This window comes from Paenibacillus sp. EB106-05-06-XG162 (assembly GCF_058791655.1).
In genome coordinates this window covers 360,805-376,866 of the sequence record NZ_JBYTDT010000004.1, presented here as the reverse complement: position 1 = coordinate 376,866, position 16,062 = coordinate 360,805, and the positions used below count along the sequence as shown (strand labels likewise).

Below are 16,062 nucleotides of genomic sequence, written 5' to 3'. Positions count from 1 at the left end.
CAGATGAGTGTTATGCAAAAAATTAGAAATCTAGATTCAATCACAATCATCGTTATGGTGTGTCTTGTTACGATTGGGACGATAGCCATTTATGGAGCAACGACACAGACGAATTTAGAAGGCTTGGAAATGAGTAATGTAACGCTGTTCGCGGCTTTCTGCGTTCCGATGCTAGCAATGGCGTTGCTAGATTACAAGCTATTGGTCGGCAAACTATCCTATATTTTCTATGGATTTGGCATCGGAATGCTCGTTCTTGTGAAATTTACCGGAGAGAATATTAACGGTGCGGTGCGATGGTTAAGTATCGGTCATTTCCAGCTTCAACCCTCGGAACCTGCCAAAATATTTACGATTTTGTTGATTGCGCATTTATTGAGCAAGAGGGAAGGTGAGAAGCTTCGATTGATTCAAGATTTATTGCCCATCGGCATTGTTTTCGCCATCCCAACGATTCTCATTATGCAGCAGCCTGATCTAGGGACATCGCTTGTTTTTGTTGGCGTTCTCCTCAGTATGCTGTGGATGGGGAATATTCGAGCATCCTATATGATACTATTCTTGAGTCTTGTGGCTATTGTTGTCGGTACGATTTTATGGCTCTATTATGCGAATTTCGAAGTATTGTCCAAGATTGTTGAGCCGCATCAAATGTCGAGAATACAGACTTTTCTAGACCCCACTTCGGATCCAGATAAATCTTGGCATGTGAAGAATGCGATGAATGCGATCGGTTCAGGCGGATTGAGCGGCAGTGACGGAGCATATTTACGGAAAGGGTTCATTCCATATGCCTATTCCGATTCGATCTATGTTGTAATCGGCGAAGTGTATGGGTTCGTAGGTTCGGCTGTGCTGCTGCTGTTATACTTTTTATTGATATATCGTTTAGTGCATATTGTGATGGAGAGTAGAGATTTAGTAGGCTCCTACCTCGTCATTGGGCTGATCGGCATGTTTGTATTTCAGATTTTCGTTAACATTGGTATGCATATCGGTCTGGTGCCTTTAACGGGGATATCGCTGCCATTTATAAGTTACGGAGGCAGCTCCCTCCTTAGTAACATGATTGCTATCGGGCTCGCGCTCAGTGTCAAAGTCCATCGCAATGTGATCGATCTCGCGTAATAGAAGGTTCTACTGAAAATTGAATGTTGTCGAGATCCCTGTGGGTGCCTTTTATGACCAGACAGGGATTTTTTGTATTTTTATTCGAACTTTGATAGTAAAAAATATAATATTTTAGTAAAAATAAATTGACAAGAAACATATTAAGAGTATATTTTTAAGTAATATTATTCCAAAAAACATATTAAATTGAATTTATGGAGTCTGAATTGATCGTTTTCTATCGATGGAAATCAAAAATAATCGAAATATTCAGTAAAAATTTAATAAAAATATAAAATTTGAAGAGATATTGACAGCGTATATTTATTATACTATATTTACCTGTAATACAGGTATACAGTTATATAGTTTGATTGCATTCGTCGTAGATCGTATAACTTCAACTGTACTAATTCTAAAAAAATTGGGGAGGTTTTCTAGAATGGTTCGTACAAAGAGAATGGTTTTATTTGTTTTTACATTTGTTATGCTGATCTCTATGGTTTTGTCAGGTTGTGGTTCCTCTTCTAAAGACAATAATGACAGCGCTTCCAAAGGTGAGGCTAAGGTCACGCTCAAGATGATTGAAAGCTTGACAAGTCCGGAGAGGACGGAGGTGCTCAAGAAAATGCTGGCCGAGTTCGAACAGCAGAATCCTGGCATTAAAGTCGAACTGATCTCCCCGCCGCTGCAAAACGCAGATACGAAGATTGCAACGATGCTCGCCGCAAAAGAAGACCTAGATGTGCTTGAGGTACGCGATATTACGGCAAAGCAGTTTGTCACCAACCAATTCATCGAAGATTTGAAGTCGTATACCAGTAAGTGGGAAAACTATAAAACGTTGAATGACAGTGCGAAGATGTCAGCGAATTACATCAACAATACGCCATATTACATCCCATACGGTCTGTATCAGAAGATCTTATTCTATCGTAAAGATTGGTTCGATGCCAAAGGAATGACTCCACCGGCAACATGGCAAGAAGTATACGAGAAAGGGAAGGCCCTGACAGATCCCGCTCAAAACCGGTATGGCTATGCATATCGAGGCGGTGCAGGCGGCGATAACTTTACGCTGATGATAACTCAAGCGTTCAACGCGGATCAGATCAATCCGGATGATTCGATGTTCCTCAAAGACGGGAAAACGATATTCTCAACGCCAGAATCCAAGCAAGCCATGGATTTATTCACAAAAATTTATCAAGAGGCTTCTCCGAAAGATTCAACGAACTGGGCATTCTCGGAAACTGTGGAGAGCTTTGTTTCGGGTGTAACAGCGATGTTGATCAATGATCCGGACGTCATCGCCGTAACCAAAGAGAAGATGAAAGAAGGTACATGGGCTACGGCACCTATCCCGCTCGGTCCAACAGGGAAAGCACCAAGGTTTGTAGGTGCAGCTGGCTGGGGAATGACTTCCTACAGCAAACATAAAGAAGAGGCTTGGAAACTGATTGAATTCTTGTCAAATCCCGACCAGAATTTGGTGTTCGCGAAGGCTGTTGGATTAATTCCAATCCACACGACAGCTGCCGATGATGAGTTCTTCAAAAATGGCGCGTATCAACCATTCATCGAAATGAACAGCAAGCCGGATGCGTATCTCATGATGCGGGATGCAACAGATTATCAGGGTTATGGCGAGTCTAAGAAAATCGCGGTAGAAGATAATCAAGCATTGATTTTAAAACAACGTTCGATCGACGATGTGTTGAAAAACTGGGATAAATATTGGACGGATCAAAAAGCAAATCAGAAGAAATAAATGGAGCATCAAATAGGGGAGATTGGAGCATTGTCTCCAATCTCCGTCTTGGCATCGAGAGGAGGAAAGAAATGAAGAACATCGTAAAAGCGAGAAAACCGGTATCCAGTCAAAGTAAATTCATCTTCTTCTGTTTGCTTCCGGCTATTCTCATGGTTGGGATGTTTACGTTTTATCCGTTTTTCCGGGGCATTGGGATGGCTTTTCAGAACTATACCTTATTCGACTTAACGGACATCCACTTCATTGGGCTGGACAATTTCAAGACGATTTTCACACAGCCGCAATTTCTGCAAGCCTTATCCAATAGCTTCTATTGGGTGTTCGTATCTTTGATCTTTCAATTTGTCATTGGGTTTATTCTAGCGCTCCTGCTGAAAAAGCCGTTTAAGGGCAGAGGCGTATACCAAGGCTTTATATTCTACTCTTGGGCAATGTCTGGATTCCTGATCGGCATCATCTGGAGATGGATGTTGAATGGACAAATTGGTGTTATTAACGATTTGCTGTTAAAAGTGGGGCTAATCGAGGAACGCATCGGATTTTTGTCCGATCCGAAATGGTCGCTTGCTTCCGTCATCGTAGCGAATGTATGGTACGGTATTGCTTTCTTTGCGATCATGCTGCTCGCAGCGCTTCAATCGATTCCAGACGATCTGTACGAATCCGCTGGCATCGATGGGGCCAATTGGTTCCATAAGCTGTTCTACGTAACCATTCCGTATATTATGCCGACAATTATAGCTTCGACGCTACTGCGGGTGATATGGATATTCAACTTCCCGGATATCATCTATGCGATGACGAATGGGGGACCGGCGGGATCGACACATATTCTGGCGACGTATATGATGGACAAAATCATGTTCGGCGGGGATTATGGTCAAGCCGGAGCGGCAGGTGTCATCATGATTATTCTCTTAGCAATGTATACCATATTCTACCTGACAGCGACGAAGTCTGGGAAAGGGGCTGACTTCTAATGAAACATCGGCTTCAGTCTCTAGGAATCTCTTTGAAGGTTCTTTTCTTGAGTTTGTTTTTGATCGTCATGGTCTTTCCGCTCTACTGGATTACGATAACTTCGTTAAAGCCATCAGACGAAATTTTCTCTATCCCGCTGCAATATTGGCCGGCGCATATTACCTTTGACAATTTTATTAATATTTTCAATATATCTAATTTTCACATTTACATTATGAACAGCTTGATTGTCTCGCTGACGGCTTCACTGGTTGTGCTGATGATCGCGGTACTCAGTGCTTATGTGCTGGCCCGATACCATTTTAAAGGAAATAAACAGATTATGTATGCCTTTTTCTTGACGCAAATGATCCCTGCATTTATCGGTTTCGCTCCACTGTATATCATGATGTCTCATTTCGGGCTGCTTAATAAGCTATATTCCTTGATGATCGTCTATACAGCGGGGTTAATTCCGTTCTGTACCATTATGCTGCGAGGTTTCTTCCAACGGATTCCATCCAGTCTGGAAGAAGCTGCGATGATCGATGGCTGCTCTCGCCTATCGGCCTTAATTCGCGTGATCCTACCGGTGATGCTTCCGGGGATCGCAGCTACGTTTATTTTTGCCTTCGTACAGAATTGGAATGAATTGTTCCTATCCATTATGTTTATCGATCAGGAGAGCTCAAAGACGATTCCGGTGGCGATAAACGGGTTCATTACGAAGTTTAATATTGATTGGGGTCCGATGTCCGCAGGCGCTGTTTTATCCGTTATTCCGACGATCATTATTTTTGCGTTCTGTCAGAAAATGATCGTGGGTGGATTAACGCAAGGCGCGGAGAAGGGATAGTTCGATGGCAAGTGACATGTACTATGGAAGGATGGAAGAACATGCGGGAATCCGTAAACCTGAACAAAGAGACGATCGTCGTGCATGATCCGCATGACGAAAGGCATTATGGAGCTGTATCATTTCCAGTGTATCAGAATAGCCTATTTACCTTTAACACACATGAAGAGTTAGAGACGGCACTCGCTCTTGAAGTCAGTTCAATGATTTATACGAGAGGGAACAATCCGACTGTGGCAATGCTAGAAGATAAGCTTGCGAAGCTGGAAGGCGGGGAACGGGCTCGTTGTTTCGCCTCGGGTATGGCCGCTATTTCCACAGCTATTCTATCCGTTATACGATCAGGCGATCACATTGTCTGCGTGGATGGTGCCTACGGGCCAGCGAAGAAATTTATGGAGCAGTATCTAAGCAAATTTAACATTGAGACGAGCTTTGTCGATGGGAAGGATATCACGCAGATCGAAGCGGCCGTTCAAGAAAATACCCGTCTCATTTATTTAGAAAGTCCGACCAGTTTAACGTTTGAATTGCAGGATTTACGAGAGTGCGCTGTGCTTGCTACAAGGATCGGGGCAACAACGATTATCGATAATACCTGGGCCACACCTATGTTTCAGAATCCGCTTCAATACGGGATCGATCTGGTTGTTCATTCGATGACGAAATACATCTCCGGTCATAGCGATCTGGTCGGTGGTGTTATTATTGGGTCGCAGAAGCATATGGATGAATTGTTCGCTAGCGAATTTCAGCTCTTGGGGGGGATTCTTCATCCGCAGAGTGCTGCTATTTTTATGCGAGGATTACGGACGCTGCCGCTGCGGATGCAGAAGCATGAGCAGAATGGGCTGCTAATTGCGAGTTACCTGAATACAAGGCCGCATATTATCCGTGTCAATCATCCCGGGCTTCCCGATCATCCGCAGCATGATTTATTCAAGACGCAGATGCTCGGAAGCAACAGTCTGTTGTCTTTTGAAACAGATATCTCCATGGATAACATGAGACATTGGGCGAATTCCCTGCAGTTATTCCGTAAAGGGATCAGTTGGGGCGGTTACGAAAGTCTGATCTATATGAAGGAGCTATCCGACGGTAAGTTTATCGTTCGCTTGTATATCGGCTTGGAGGAGCCTGATGATCTTATTCGCGATATGGAACAAGCGTTTGACAGCATCGGTTGTGGAATGAAGTAAAGAAACATCAAAAAAAGTCCGGATGACAGCACGAGTTGCGTGGTCATCCGGACTTTTCTCATTTGTTATCCGTGGGTACTTTCTGAATATTGCCCTCGATCGCATCCATTAGTAAGTTGAATTGCATAACAGCTTGTTCCTTATCACGGTTAGCTATGGCTTCAGCGATACATGGATGGAATGGGAATGTATCTGTGAACAATCTATTTTGACCGAGTGGAGCGGTCTCCCAGAATGTGTCGAACAACGTGGACATTGAAGTGATGATGCTTTGTAGAACTTTATTTCTGGACGCTTCATAAATCGTTTGGTGAAAATTTTTGTCAGCCAGACGTGTAATCGGACCATCTGGATTGCTCCTAATCTCGTTCAAATAATGCATCATTCGTTCGATTTGTTCTTCTGTAGCATGTTCTGTTGCGAGTTCAACGGCCAGTCCTTCAAGAGCCCTGCGAACCTGGCAAGCTTGCAACAGCAGTGTCTTCTCATTGCTGACATCGATTTTGGTCGAGAAGCGGTAGGAAGAAGTATCATCGACGAAGACGCCTTTTCCGTTGACCATCTTGACAAACTCCATTGCTTCAAGAGATCGGAGCGCTTCGCGAATTGAAGTGCGGCTAACATCGAGCAATTTGCTCATCTCTTCGAGTGAGGGAAGTTTGTCCCCATTTTGCAGGCCATTTTCTTGAATGTAATGCACAATTTCTTGTGCGGCGATCTCATGCAGCTGCATTTTTTTAATTTTTTGCAACGTAAGGGTCCTCCTTATTTCAATACCTATCATACTGTACTATAGCTTAATATTACAGATAATGAAAGATCGTGTCTATGAAGATCTCCACAACGTATCAACGAGGCAGGTTGTATTGACGTATGTGCTTAATCAGTCCTTCCCAACAGGCGCTATCATTGGCCGGCGCAACGATGCGGAATTGAAGTCATGCCTTGCCGCAAACGGAATTAGAGCTCACCAGGGAGGAGATCCGATGGCTGGATATTCTATCCCAACCCTGTTTGGTAGGATTTCCAAATATTTGAACAAAAGTGATTGACGTGAAAACGTATTCATAATAGAATGATATTTGTAAACATTTGGGTGAAAAACCAATGACATTTTACATGTTTTGCCCGAATTTTTGGGCAAATGTTGGGGTGGTGGTTAGCGGATAATCAGGTGTTTGTGCCAGAACATTTGGGTATGATTTGATATTGCGCTTCCAGTATAATGGATTGGTGCAGTTTGAAATCATAAATGAATGGCAAAAAAGGAGCCAATTGCAAGTGACAACTTTAAAAGATATAGCAGAAGCTGTAGGCGTGTCGATATCCACCGTCTCCCGTGTCATCAACAATGATGTGACCAAACATGTTAGTAAGGAGACAAGAAGCAAGATTTGGCGTGCTGTTCAAGAGCTTGGTTATGCGCCGAACGAATCTGCGCGCAAGCTGGTGATGAAGAAGAAGTCGGCTTCGAAGCAGCCTTCGATGCAAATTGGGTTCATCTCCTCTTGGACGATATATTCAGCAGAGCAGGATCCGTTCTTCACAACGATTTTTGCCGGCATACGAAAAATGCTCGAGGACTACGGATATACGTTCGCTTACATGCTCACATTCAGGGAACTTCGAAATGAAGTGACGCTGCATAAGATGCTCCATGAGCATAGGGTCGACGGAGTGATCGTGTTTGGGAATGTTGACGAGGATCATGACATTGTCGGCTTGATTCAGAAGCATGTTCCAGCAGTCGTGGGTGTGATGTCAGACAGCCCAGACATTCAGAATATTAATTTCAACCACATTGCTGCGGCAGAGACGGCTGTTAACCATTTGATTGGGCAAGGCCATCGGCAGATTGGCTTTATCGGCGGGCATGGCTGCGACGGGGATTCCGAGTACGATGAGCGTTATATTGGATATAAGCTATCGATGCAGAAAGCCGGTCTGGAGATCCGTAAAGAGTGGCTCGTCAATACGGAGTGGGTCGTTGACCGTAGCTACAGCTGTATGCTGGAAATGTTGGAGCGGAGCCAAGGCAATCAGCTGCCTACTGCCATATTCGCGGCTAGTGATCGATTGGCACTTCCGGCCATGAGAGCAACCATCGAAAGGGGATTCAATGTCCCACAGGACATCGCATTTATCGGGATCGATAATATTGAGTTGTCTCAATACACTTCACCTCCATTATCAACCATTCATATCCCGAAATTTGAGCTTGGCATGACAGCGGTCAAAACGTTGATCGATTATATGCAGAGCGATTTCCGTCCGTCGTTTCGGTTGCTACTGCCGCATGAGCTTATTGTACGACAGTCTTCAGATTATAAGAGGAATGAGTAAAGGCAGTCACGGGTCATATGATCAGTCAACCAAGATGCCCGTCATTTCCTGCGACTTTAGGGCAAACGTTATCATATTTTGTGCCCAAGTTTATGCGCCGCCACCGAATCCATTCGCTCTGGCGGACGTGTCGTGGAGGTCGCACCAATACCCGATTTTATGAAAGAGGGTCGATGAATTCTTGGAACAAGTTACCCCTGATGTACCAATCCACAAAGACCGAACCCGCACAGCACCCTCACCGCTATTAAAAACGGTCAAACGAAATTGGGATCTATACTTAATGATTATTCCTGTAATCGCTTTCTTCATCATCTTCGCTTACCTTCCACTGTATGGCATACAAATCGCATTCAAAGATTTTTCCGCATTTAAAGGCATCTGGGATAGCCCATGGGTCGGCTTCAAGCATTTCGAACGGTTTTTTGACAGCTATTATTTTTGGCGGTTGATTAAGAATTCTTTCCTGCTTGGCATCTACTCGTTGGCGATAGGCTTCCCGATTCCGATTATTCTTGCGCTCATGCTGAACGAAGTCAAATCGAACCGGTTCAAAAAATTCGTTCAGACGATCACCTATGCGCCGTATTTTCTTTCCACCGTTGTTATCGTTGGGATGCTCTTCATCTTCCTCTCACCTAGAACCGGCCTAATCAATCATATCATTCAAGCTTTTGGCGGGGATCCGATCGCATTTATGACGAGTGCGGGATGGTTCAAGACCTTATATGTTTTCTCAGATGTGTGGCAAACGGCAGGCTGGAGCTCGATTATTTACTTGGCCTCGTTATCGGGCATTGATACGCAGCTTCATGAGGCGGCTAAAGTTGACGGTGCAACGAAACTGCAGCGCATTTGGCATATCAATATTCCAGGCATTATGCCGACGATCGTCATTTTACTGATCTTGAATCTCGGCTCGGTCTTAAGTATCGGCTTCGAGAAAGTACTCCTCATGCAGAATAACTTGAACATGTCCGGATCGGATATTATCTCGACGTACGTCTACCGCAGCGGGATTTTGGATGCGCAGTACAGCTTCTCGACCGCAGTGGATCTTTTCAATTCAATTATTAACTTCGTTTTGCTCGTCACGGTCAATTATGTGGCCCGCAAAGTGAACGATACCAGCTTGTGGTAAGGAGTGAAATAACGTTATGGGATTGCAAAGCCGTGGAGACCGTCTGGTCGAGATTATCAATTATATCCTGCTTGCGCTGATCGCCGCCGTTGTCATTTATCCGCTGGTGTTCGTGCTTAGCGCTTCTTTTTCGAAACCGGATTTTGTGCTGCGCGGTGAAATGTGGCTGCTGCCAAAAGGCATTAACTTGGATGCGTACTCGAAAATTTTTCAGAACAAAGATTTGTGGATTGGTTACAGAAATACGATTGTATATACGCTCGTTGGCACGTCTATCAATCTACTGATGACCATTCTCGCTGCTTATCCGATGTCTCGCAAAGATTTTGCGGGCCGGAATCTCGTGATGGCAATGATGGTGGTCACGCTGTTCTTCAGTGGCGGTCTCATTCCGACGTATTTGCTGATCAAAAAACTGCATATGCTCGACACGTTCTGGGTGATGGTGATTCCGAATGCTGTATCGGTCTGGAACATTATCATCATGCGTACGTTCTTCCAATCCAGCATTCCACATGAAATTCAGGAGTCGGCAATGATCGACGGCTGCGCCAATTGGCAGATCTTGATTCGAATCGTGCTCCCGTTATCGATGCCTGTCATTGCGGTTATGATTCTGTTCTATGCTGTCGGCCACTGGAACGCGTTTTTTAATGCCTTAATTTATTTGAATGACAAGGATAAGTTTCCGCTGCAGCTTATTTTGAGGGAAATGCTCATTCAGAACTCGATGAAGGATATGGCGAAGCTGACGCAGGAAGCGGTCGCGAAGCAAGCGATGAGTGTGGAAGGTATCAAATATGCGATCATCGTGGTCGCCAATTTGCCGGTATTGCTGCTGTATCCGTTCTTGCAGAAGTATTTTGTCAAAGGCGTAATGATCGGAGCGTTGAAGGGTTAATCAATACGTAAAGACCATATGAAAATATTGATGGAGGGGTAACGACATGAAAGGAAGAAAATTCAGTCTACTACTGCTCGTACTTACACTTATGGTTTCATTATTTGCAGGTTGCAGCGGAGGGGGAGATACGGCGGCGGAGAACAACAAAGACACAGCAAAAGGAACGACGACCGATACGTCGACTGCAACGGACAATGCGACAAAAGAAGGCTTCCCGATCGTCAAGGACAAAATCACGATCAAAGGGTTTGGTTCCAAGCTGTATGACTTTGCCGACTGGAATACATTAAAGCTGTGGCAGGAATACGAGAAGATGACGAATATCCATATTGACTGGACTGTCGCATCACAATCGAACCTGAAGGAGAAACGCAATATCGTGCTTGGTGGCGGAGATTTGCCTGATATGTTCTTCGCTGCAGCGATTCCGCGTGCGGACTTGATTAAGTATGGTCAAGAAGGCGCGTTCCTGAAGCTGAACGATTACATTGATCAATATGCGCCGAATTTCAAGGCGATTATGGAGAAATACCCGCTTGTGCGAAAAGCGATCACGATGCCGGATGGCAGCATCTATGGGATGCCAACGATTTACGATCCGGAATTCAAGTCCTTGTTCTATGGTACGCCATGGATGAAGAAGGAATGGCTTGACAATCTCGGCTTACAGGAGCCGACAACGCTTGACGATTTCTATAATGTATTGAAAGCGATCAAGGAGAAAGATCCGAACAAGAACGGCAAAGCTGATGAAATCGGTTGGGGTAGCGGATATGGCGCAGACGGACTCATCAGTTTCCTAAAGGGCTCGTTCGGCCTTGGGACCCACGGTTCTACACATCCTTATGTGGATACGGATCCAAGCAGCGGCAGCTTGCGCTTTATTCCGACGGATACGCGTTACAAGGAATTGCTCGAATATGCGCACAAGCTCTATAAAGACGGATTGCTCGACAGCGAGTTGTTCACGTTGAACGGTAAAGATACGGAATTTACGTCCAAAGCTTCGACCGGTGTGTACGCGTTCCTTGATAGTGTAGATCCATCGGCGGTATTTAACCAAGAGGGGTACATTGGTTCACCGGTGCTCGAAGGTCCGCATGGCGACCGGATCAATACGATGCTTGGTTCTCCAGTAGGTGGGCTTGGTATGTTCGTATTGACGGCTAACAACAAGTATCCAGCTGAAATGGTCAGATGGATGGACCATTTCTACAGCGATGAAGGGGCCAAGATGTTCTTCCTCGGTTGGAAAGACTTGACGTACAAAGAAATGCCGAACGGCGAGTTCGAATATACGGATGAAATCACGAAAAATCCGAAAGGCCTGACCCTTGATCAAGCAATCAGCCAATACTTGATGTGGCCGGGCGGTTATTATCCGGGCATCGTGAAGCAGAAATTTTTCAAAGGTGCGGAAGGGCGTCCAACCTCAGTCGACAATGCGAAGAAAGCTGAGCCGTTCACGATCAAGATTGACGACGTGTGGCCATCGTTCAACTATACGGCTGAAGAGACCGAAGAGCTGACGACGATTGCCAACGACATTACGACGTATGTAGGCGAAATGAGAGACAAGTTCATTATCGGCGACGAATCATTCGCCAAGTGGGATGAATACGTTTCGACGATCCAAAAAATGAATCTGGATCGCTACATGGAAATTTATAAGCAAGCGTACGACCGTTATATGAGCGATAAATAATAAAAAAGCGTTGCCGTCGGCTGCGCCGCCACCGAATTCATTCGTTCAGGCGGACGCGTGAAGGTTGCTCCGATTCCTTATTTTATGAAATGCTAATCAACGTTTTATATCCGCTTTCAGCAAGTTAAAAATGGAGGGTATTCGGTGGTTCGTAAATTTCACAAACAAATACCAAAGCTATTACTTGCGGCAATCGCTGTTTCGTTGATCGCCTGGTGGTTTTATTCAAGAAAAGCGGACTATTCGGCGTTGGCGAACATTCCCCAGTACAACGATGTCGATACGCAATCGATTTTGGCTGGGGAAGACATCAAGTCGAGGCTGGAGCCTTCTTATTTGAAATACGTCAAGCAGTTGAAAAGTGAAGGAAAACAGGATACCGAGAACGTAAACATCGTCATTCCGGGCGCAGACTACGCGGCGATCAGCGATTTTGGTGTGAGCAAGCAGGACTCTATTGGAGACCGTGCCGGAACTGCGCTGATCCAAACTGATGAAAACAGCTGGGCTGAATATACCCTAGACATTCCGCGGGACGGGTTTTACCAAATCGGCATGACCTATTATGCGATGCCGGGCAAGCGGGCATCCATCCTACGCAGCCTGCAAATCGACGGCAAGTATCCATTTTTTCAGGCCAAAATGATCGATTTCAAACGGATGTGGAGAGAAGTCGGTGAGCCTTGGAAAGATAATCAAGGCAACGAATTCAATCCGCGCCAGGAAGAAGTCATGGGCTGGCAATTCCAGGAGCTTCACGATGCCGAGAGCAAAGTGTCTGAACCTTTGCGATTTTATTTGACCCAAGGAAAGCATACGATTCGGCTGACGGTAATTCGGGAGCCGGCGGCGATCGGGGAAATTCGCGTTTTTTCTCCGGATAAGCTGCCTGGATATGCAGATATACACAAACAAGATTTGAAGCAGGGACGCCAGGAATCCAAAGACAAACTGCTGAAATTCCAAGCGGAGCAAGCGGTACTGAAGTCCGACCCGACCTTGCGCAGGCAGGAAGACCGCAATCCGGCATCCGATCCGTATGACAGCAATAAGAGCATTCTGAACGTGTTCGGAGGCTCGGGCTGGCGCAAAGGCGGTCAATGGGCAGAATGGGAAATCGACGTTCCCGAATCGGGTTTGTACAACATTGGCGCCCGGTATTCAAATCCTTACTTAAATGGCATTCCGGTACAGAGGAAGGTTGCAATCGACGGTAAAATTCCGTTCGCCGAAATGAACGCGGTCAGCTTCGAATACGGCAGCGGCTGGCAAATCGCCGGATTCGGCGGCAAGGAGTCGCCGTATGAACTTTATCTAGAGAAGGGTAAACACCGCATTCGGATGGAAATGCAGATCGGCTCGCTCGGTGAAGTGTTCGAAATCGTTCAGCAGGTCACGCAGCACATGTCGCTGCTGCAGCGGGAAATTTATCTCGTGACGGGAACGAATCCCGATCCGAACCGCGATTATGAGCTCAAGAAAAGTATCCCGAATATAATTCCGAGATTGAATTTGATGGCGAAAGATCTCCAGGATGGCATGAAGCTGCTCTATTCACTTGGGGTCGAACAGAACAGCTCCCAGGTCAGTACACTCGGCATGGCGCGTGACCAACTACTTGATATGGCGAAGAAACCGGAGACGATCACGGCGAGGCTCGATCAGTTCTCCGACAAACAGGCGGAGCTTGGGACATGGATGACATCCCTAACCGGGCAAGGGCTGCTGCTCGATTATTTTATCGTGAAGTCGCCGGATCAGCCGTGGCCGGATGCGAACACAGGCTGGGCCGCTCAAAGCTGGAATTCGGTGAACGATTTTCTACTCTCATTCCGTAAAGACTACGACGGTATTGGGAATCGGTACGGCGAACAAGACAAAGTACTGGACGTCTGGGTTGCTCGAGGACGGGAATGGGCGAATATTATCAAGCGGATGACGGACGAGGAATTTACTCCGCAAACTGGAATCAAGGTGAACATCAACGTCATTCCGGCCGGAGCGATGCATCTGCTTATGCTGTCAAGCACCGCCGGAATGGCGCCAGACGTTGCGCTTGGAGTACAAGCGGAAATTCCGATCGATTACGCGGTCAGAAATGCCGTCGTCAACCTGGGCGAGTTCCCGGATTATAACGAAATCGCTGCGCGGTTCCGGCCGGGTGCGCTCATTCCGTACCAATTCAATAACGGGCATTATGCACTTCCTGAGAATCAAAACTTCAGCATGCTGTTTTATCGCAAAGACATTTTGCAGCAGCTTGGTGTCGAGAAGGCGCCTGAGACATGGCAGGATATTATGGATTTGATTCCGCTCCTGCAGCAGAACGGTATGGACTTTTATTACGGGCATGCGCCGGACGATTTCACCCCGTTCCTATTCCAGAACAGCGGCGAATATTACCGCGAGAACAGCAAATATTCCGCGCTTGACACGCCAGAAGCTCTAAAGGCGATGAAGATGTGGACGGATTTGTTTACGAACTACAAAATCAACAAAAAAGCGGATTTTTACAATCGGTTCCGCACCGGGGAAATGCCGATCGGCATAGCAGACTACTCGACGTATATTTTGCTGTCCACGGCTGCGCCAGAGTTGACCGGATGGTGGGAAATGAAGCCGATGCCAGGCATTATGGACAAAGACGGCCAAATCAACCGCTCAACGGGCGGGGCTGCACAAACCGGGGTTATATTCAAAGCTACGAAGATGAAAAACGAAGCCTGGGACTATTTGAAATGGTGGACCAGCGCCGATGTGCAAGAGCAGTTCGGTTCGGAGCTTGAATCGGTTCTCGGCGTCGAAGCCCGCTGGAATACGGCGAACGTCGAGGCGCTTAAACGGCTGCCATGGTCTTCCCAGGATATCGATTCCGTACTAAAGCAATGGGATTGGTTCAAAGAACGCGAAATCGTACTTGGCGCGTATTTCACGACACGCCATATTACGAATATGTGGAACGAAATCGTGCTGAACGGCAAAACGGTACGTGAAGCCGTCGAAGACGGCATTAAGGAAATTAACAAAGAGCTGCGGAAGAAGCGCGAGGAATTCGGGCTTGACGTAGGGGAGCAAGAAGGAAACGGGAAAGGGGGTGGCAGCCGATGAGTGAAATATCGGTAGAGACAAAAACGAGCGAACCAGCGCGCCCTTTGCGGGCGGCCTCCAAGCTTAAGGAGCTTTGGAAGGACATTGTGCGAAACCGGGTATCGTTTTATTTTCTCACTCCATTCATGATCCTGTTTCTGGTATTTACGATCATTCCCGTCTTGACAGCATTTGGGGTAAGCTTCACTTATTTTAATATTTTGGAGCCCCCCAAATGGATTGGGCTGTCGAATTACCGGCTGCTGTTCATTGACGACGACATCTTCCTGACGGCGCTTGGAAATACGTTGAAATTCGCAGTCGTTACCGGACCGGTCGGTTACGCTATGGCGTTTCTGCTCGCTTGGCTGATCAGCCAAATTCCACAGAAATATCGGTTCTTCTATACGCTGTGTTATTATACACCGTCAATTGCAAGTGGAGTCGCAATGACCGTCGTCTGGCAGTATTTATTCTCCGGTGACCGCTACGGCATGCTAAACTATTGGCTGCTAAAGCTTGGCTTTATCAATGAGCCGTGGCAGTGGCTGGAAGACGTCAATACGATTCTGCCGATCATTATGATCGTTTCGCTTTGGATGAGCATGGGAATCGGTTTTCTCGCCTTTCTGGCGGGTTTGCAGAACGTCCCGCGCGATTTGTACGAAGCCGGCGCAATTGACGGAGTCAGATACCGCTGGCAGGAGCTGTGGTACATTACGGTTCCAGCGGTGAAGCCGCAGCTGCTGTTCGGCGCGGTCATGCAGGTGGTCGGTGCGCTCAACGTATTCAGCGTCAGTGTTGAGTTGGCAGGTATGCCGAGCCCGTTATATGCCGGACATACCATTTTGACCCACCTGCACGATTACGCGTTTATCCGCTTCGAGATGGGCTACGCATCGGCGATCGCCGTCGTTTTATTCTGCATGATGGTTGGCTTGAACCGGTTTATTTTCAAATGGCTTGGAAACAAGGAGTGATCG

The 16,062-nt window shown here is 46.3% G+C and carries 12 protein-coding genes; 11 read left to right on the top strand and 1 reads right to left on the bottom strand.

The genetic code is table 11. The features are described 5' to 3' along the window. Window positions 1-3 precede the first annotated feature (3 nt). From AC3WU2_RS12860 to AC3WU2_RS12840, 5 genes are all read left to right on the top strand, one after another. Complete coding sequence (locus tag AC3WU2_RS12860; protein WP_492454611.1) at window positions 4-1,128, top strand: FtsW/RodA/SpoVE family cell cycle protein; 1,125 nt, start codon at window positions 4-6, stop codon at window positions 1,126-1,128. Window positions 1,129-1,552: 424 nt separating this feature from the next. Continuing rightward, a complete protein-coding gene (locus AC3WU2_RS12855; RefSeq protein ID WP_492454609.1) occupies window positions 1,553-2,881 on the top strand; it encodes an ABC transporter substrate-binding protein in 1,329 nt (442 codons plus the stop codon). 71 nt (window positions 2,882-2,952) lie between these two features. Next, window positions 2,953-3,864, top strand: coding sequence for a carbohydrate ABC transporter permease (locus tag AC3WU2_RS12850; RefSeq protein WP_492454607.1), 912 nt, complete (start codon window positions 2,953-2,955; stop codon window positions 3,862-3,864). Next, the gene (locus AC3WU2_RS12845; protein WP_492454605.1) at window positions 3,864-4,700 is read left to right on the top strand and encodes a carbohydrate ABC transporter permease; all 837 of its coding nucleotides are present in this window, start codon (window positions 3,864-3,866) and stop codon (window positions 4,698-4,700) included. The genes AC3WU2_RS12850 and AC3WU2_RS12845 overlap by 1 nt, the downstream gene beginning before the upstream one ends. A 41-nt stretch (window positions 4,701-4,741) precedes the next feature. Next, window positions 4,742-5,899, top strand: coding sequence for a trans-sulfuration enzyme family protein (locus AC3WU2_RS12840; protein WP_492454603.1), 1,158 nt, complete (start codon window positions 4,742-4,744; stop codon window positions 5,897-5,899). Window positions 5,900-5,957: 58 nt separating this feature from the next. On the opposite strand, the gene AC3WU2_RS12835 is transcribed toward AC3WU2_RS12840, so the two are convergent. Further along, the gene (locus tag AC3WU2_RS12835) at window positions 5,958-6,650 is read right to left on the bottom strand and encodes a FadR/GntR family transcriptional regulator (RefSeq protein WP_492454601.1); all 693 of its coding nucleotides are present in this window, start codon (window positions 6,648-6,650) and stop codon (window positions 5,958-5,960) included. A gap of 530 nt (window positions 6,651-7,180) precedes the next feature. Here AC3WU2_RS12835 and AC3WU2_RS12830 point away from each other — a divergent pair. The 6 genes from AC3WU2_RS12830 to AC3WU2_RS12805 all read left to right on the top strand — a co-directional run bounded on the left by AC3WU2_RS12830 (window position 7,181) and on the right by AC3WU2_RS12805 (window position 16,059). Further along, a complete protein-coding gene (locus AC3WU2_RS12830; RefSeq protein ID WP_492454599.1) occupies window positions 7,181-8,242 on the top strand; it encodes a LacI family DNA-binding transcriptional regulator in 1,062 nt (353 codons plus the stop codon). A gap of 208 nt (window positions 8,243-8,450) precedes the next feature. Then, the gene (locus tag AC3WU2_RS12825) at window positions 8,451-9,383 is read left to right on the top strand and encodes an ABC transporter permease (protein ID WP_492454739.1); all 933 of its coding nucleotides are present in this window, start codon (window positions 8,451-8,453) and stop codon (window positions 9,381-9,383) included. Between the two features lie 16 nt (window positions 9,384-9,399). Next, window positions 9,400-10,284 (top strand): carbohydrate ABC transporter permease, encoded by an 885-nt coding sequence (locus AC3WU2_RS12820; protein WP_492454597.1) that lies wholly within the window; start codon window positions 9,400-9,402, stop codon window positions 10,282-10,284. Window positions 10,285-10,330: 46 nt separating this feature from the next. Further along, window positions 10,331-11,992 (top strand): type 2 periplasmic-binding domain-containing protein, encoded by a 1,662-nt coding sequence (locus AC3WU2_RS12815; RefSeq protein ID WP_492454595.1) that lies wholly within the window; start codon window positions 10,331-10,333, stop codon window positions 11,990-11,992. Window positions 11,993-12,136: 144 nt separating this feature from the next. After that, window positions 12,137-15,100 (top strand): extracellular solute-binding protein, encoded by a 2,964-nt coding sequence (locus tag AC3WU2_RS12810; RefSeq protein ID WP_492454593.1) that lies wholly within the window; start codon window positions 12,137-12,139, stop codon window positions 15,098-15,100. Then, complete coding sequence (locus AC3WU2_RS12805) at window positions 15,097-16,059, top strand: carbohydrate ABC transporter permease (protein WP_492454591.1); 963 nt, start codon at window positions 15,097-15,099, stop codon at window positions 16,057-16,059. Before AC3WU2_RS12810 ends, AC3WU2_RS12805 begins: the two co-directional genes overlap by 4 nt. The last annotated feature ends 3 nt before the right edge of the window (window positions 16,060-16,062 follow it).

Excerpts from the sequence above, each read along its gene's own strand:
- AC3WU2_RS12845 (WP_492454605.1), top strand. The coding sequence starts at position 3,864 with ATGAAACATCGGCTTCAGTCTCTAGGAATCTCTTTGAAGGTTCTTTTC.
- AC3WU2_RS12850 (WP_492454607.1), top strand. The coding sequence starts at position 2,953 with ATGAAGAACATCGTAAAAGCGAGAAAACCGGTATCCAGTCAAAGTAAA.
- AC3WU2_RS12855 (WP_492454609.1), top strand. The coding sequence starts at position 1,553 with ATGGTTCGTACAAAGAGAATGGTTTTATTTGTTTTTACATTTGTTATG.
- AC3WU2_RS12840 (WP_492454603.1), top strand. The coding sequence starts at position 4,742 with ATGCGGGAATCCGTAAACCTGAACAAAGAGACGATCGTCGTGCATGAT.
- AC3WU2_RS12820 (WP_492454597.1), top strand. The coding sequence starts at position 9,400 with ATGGGATTGCAAAGCCGTGGAGACCGTCTGGTCGAGATTATCAATTAT.
- AC3WU2_RS12860 (WP_492454611.1), top strand. The coding sequence starts at position 4 with ATGAGTGTTATGCAAAAAATTAGAAATCTAGATTCAATCACAATCATC.
- AC3WU2_RS12815 (WP_492454595.1), top strand. The coding sequence starts at position 10,331 with ATGAAAGGAAGAAAATTCAGTCTACTACTGCTCGTACTTACACTTATG.
- AC3WU2_RS12805 (WP_492454591.1), top strand. The coding sequence starts at position 15,097 with ATGAGTGAAATATCGGTAGAGACAAAAACGAGCGAACCAGCGCGCCCT.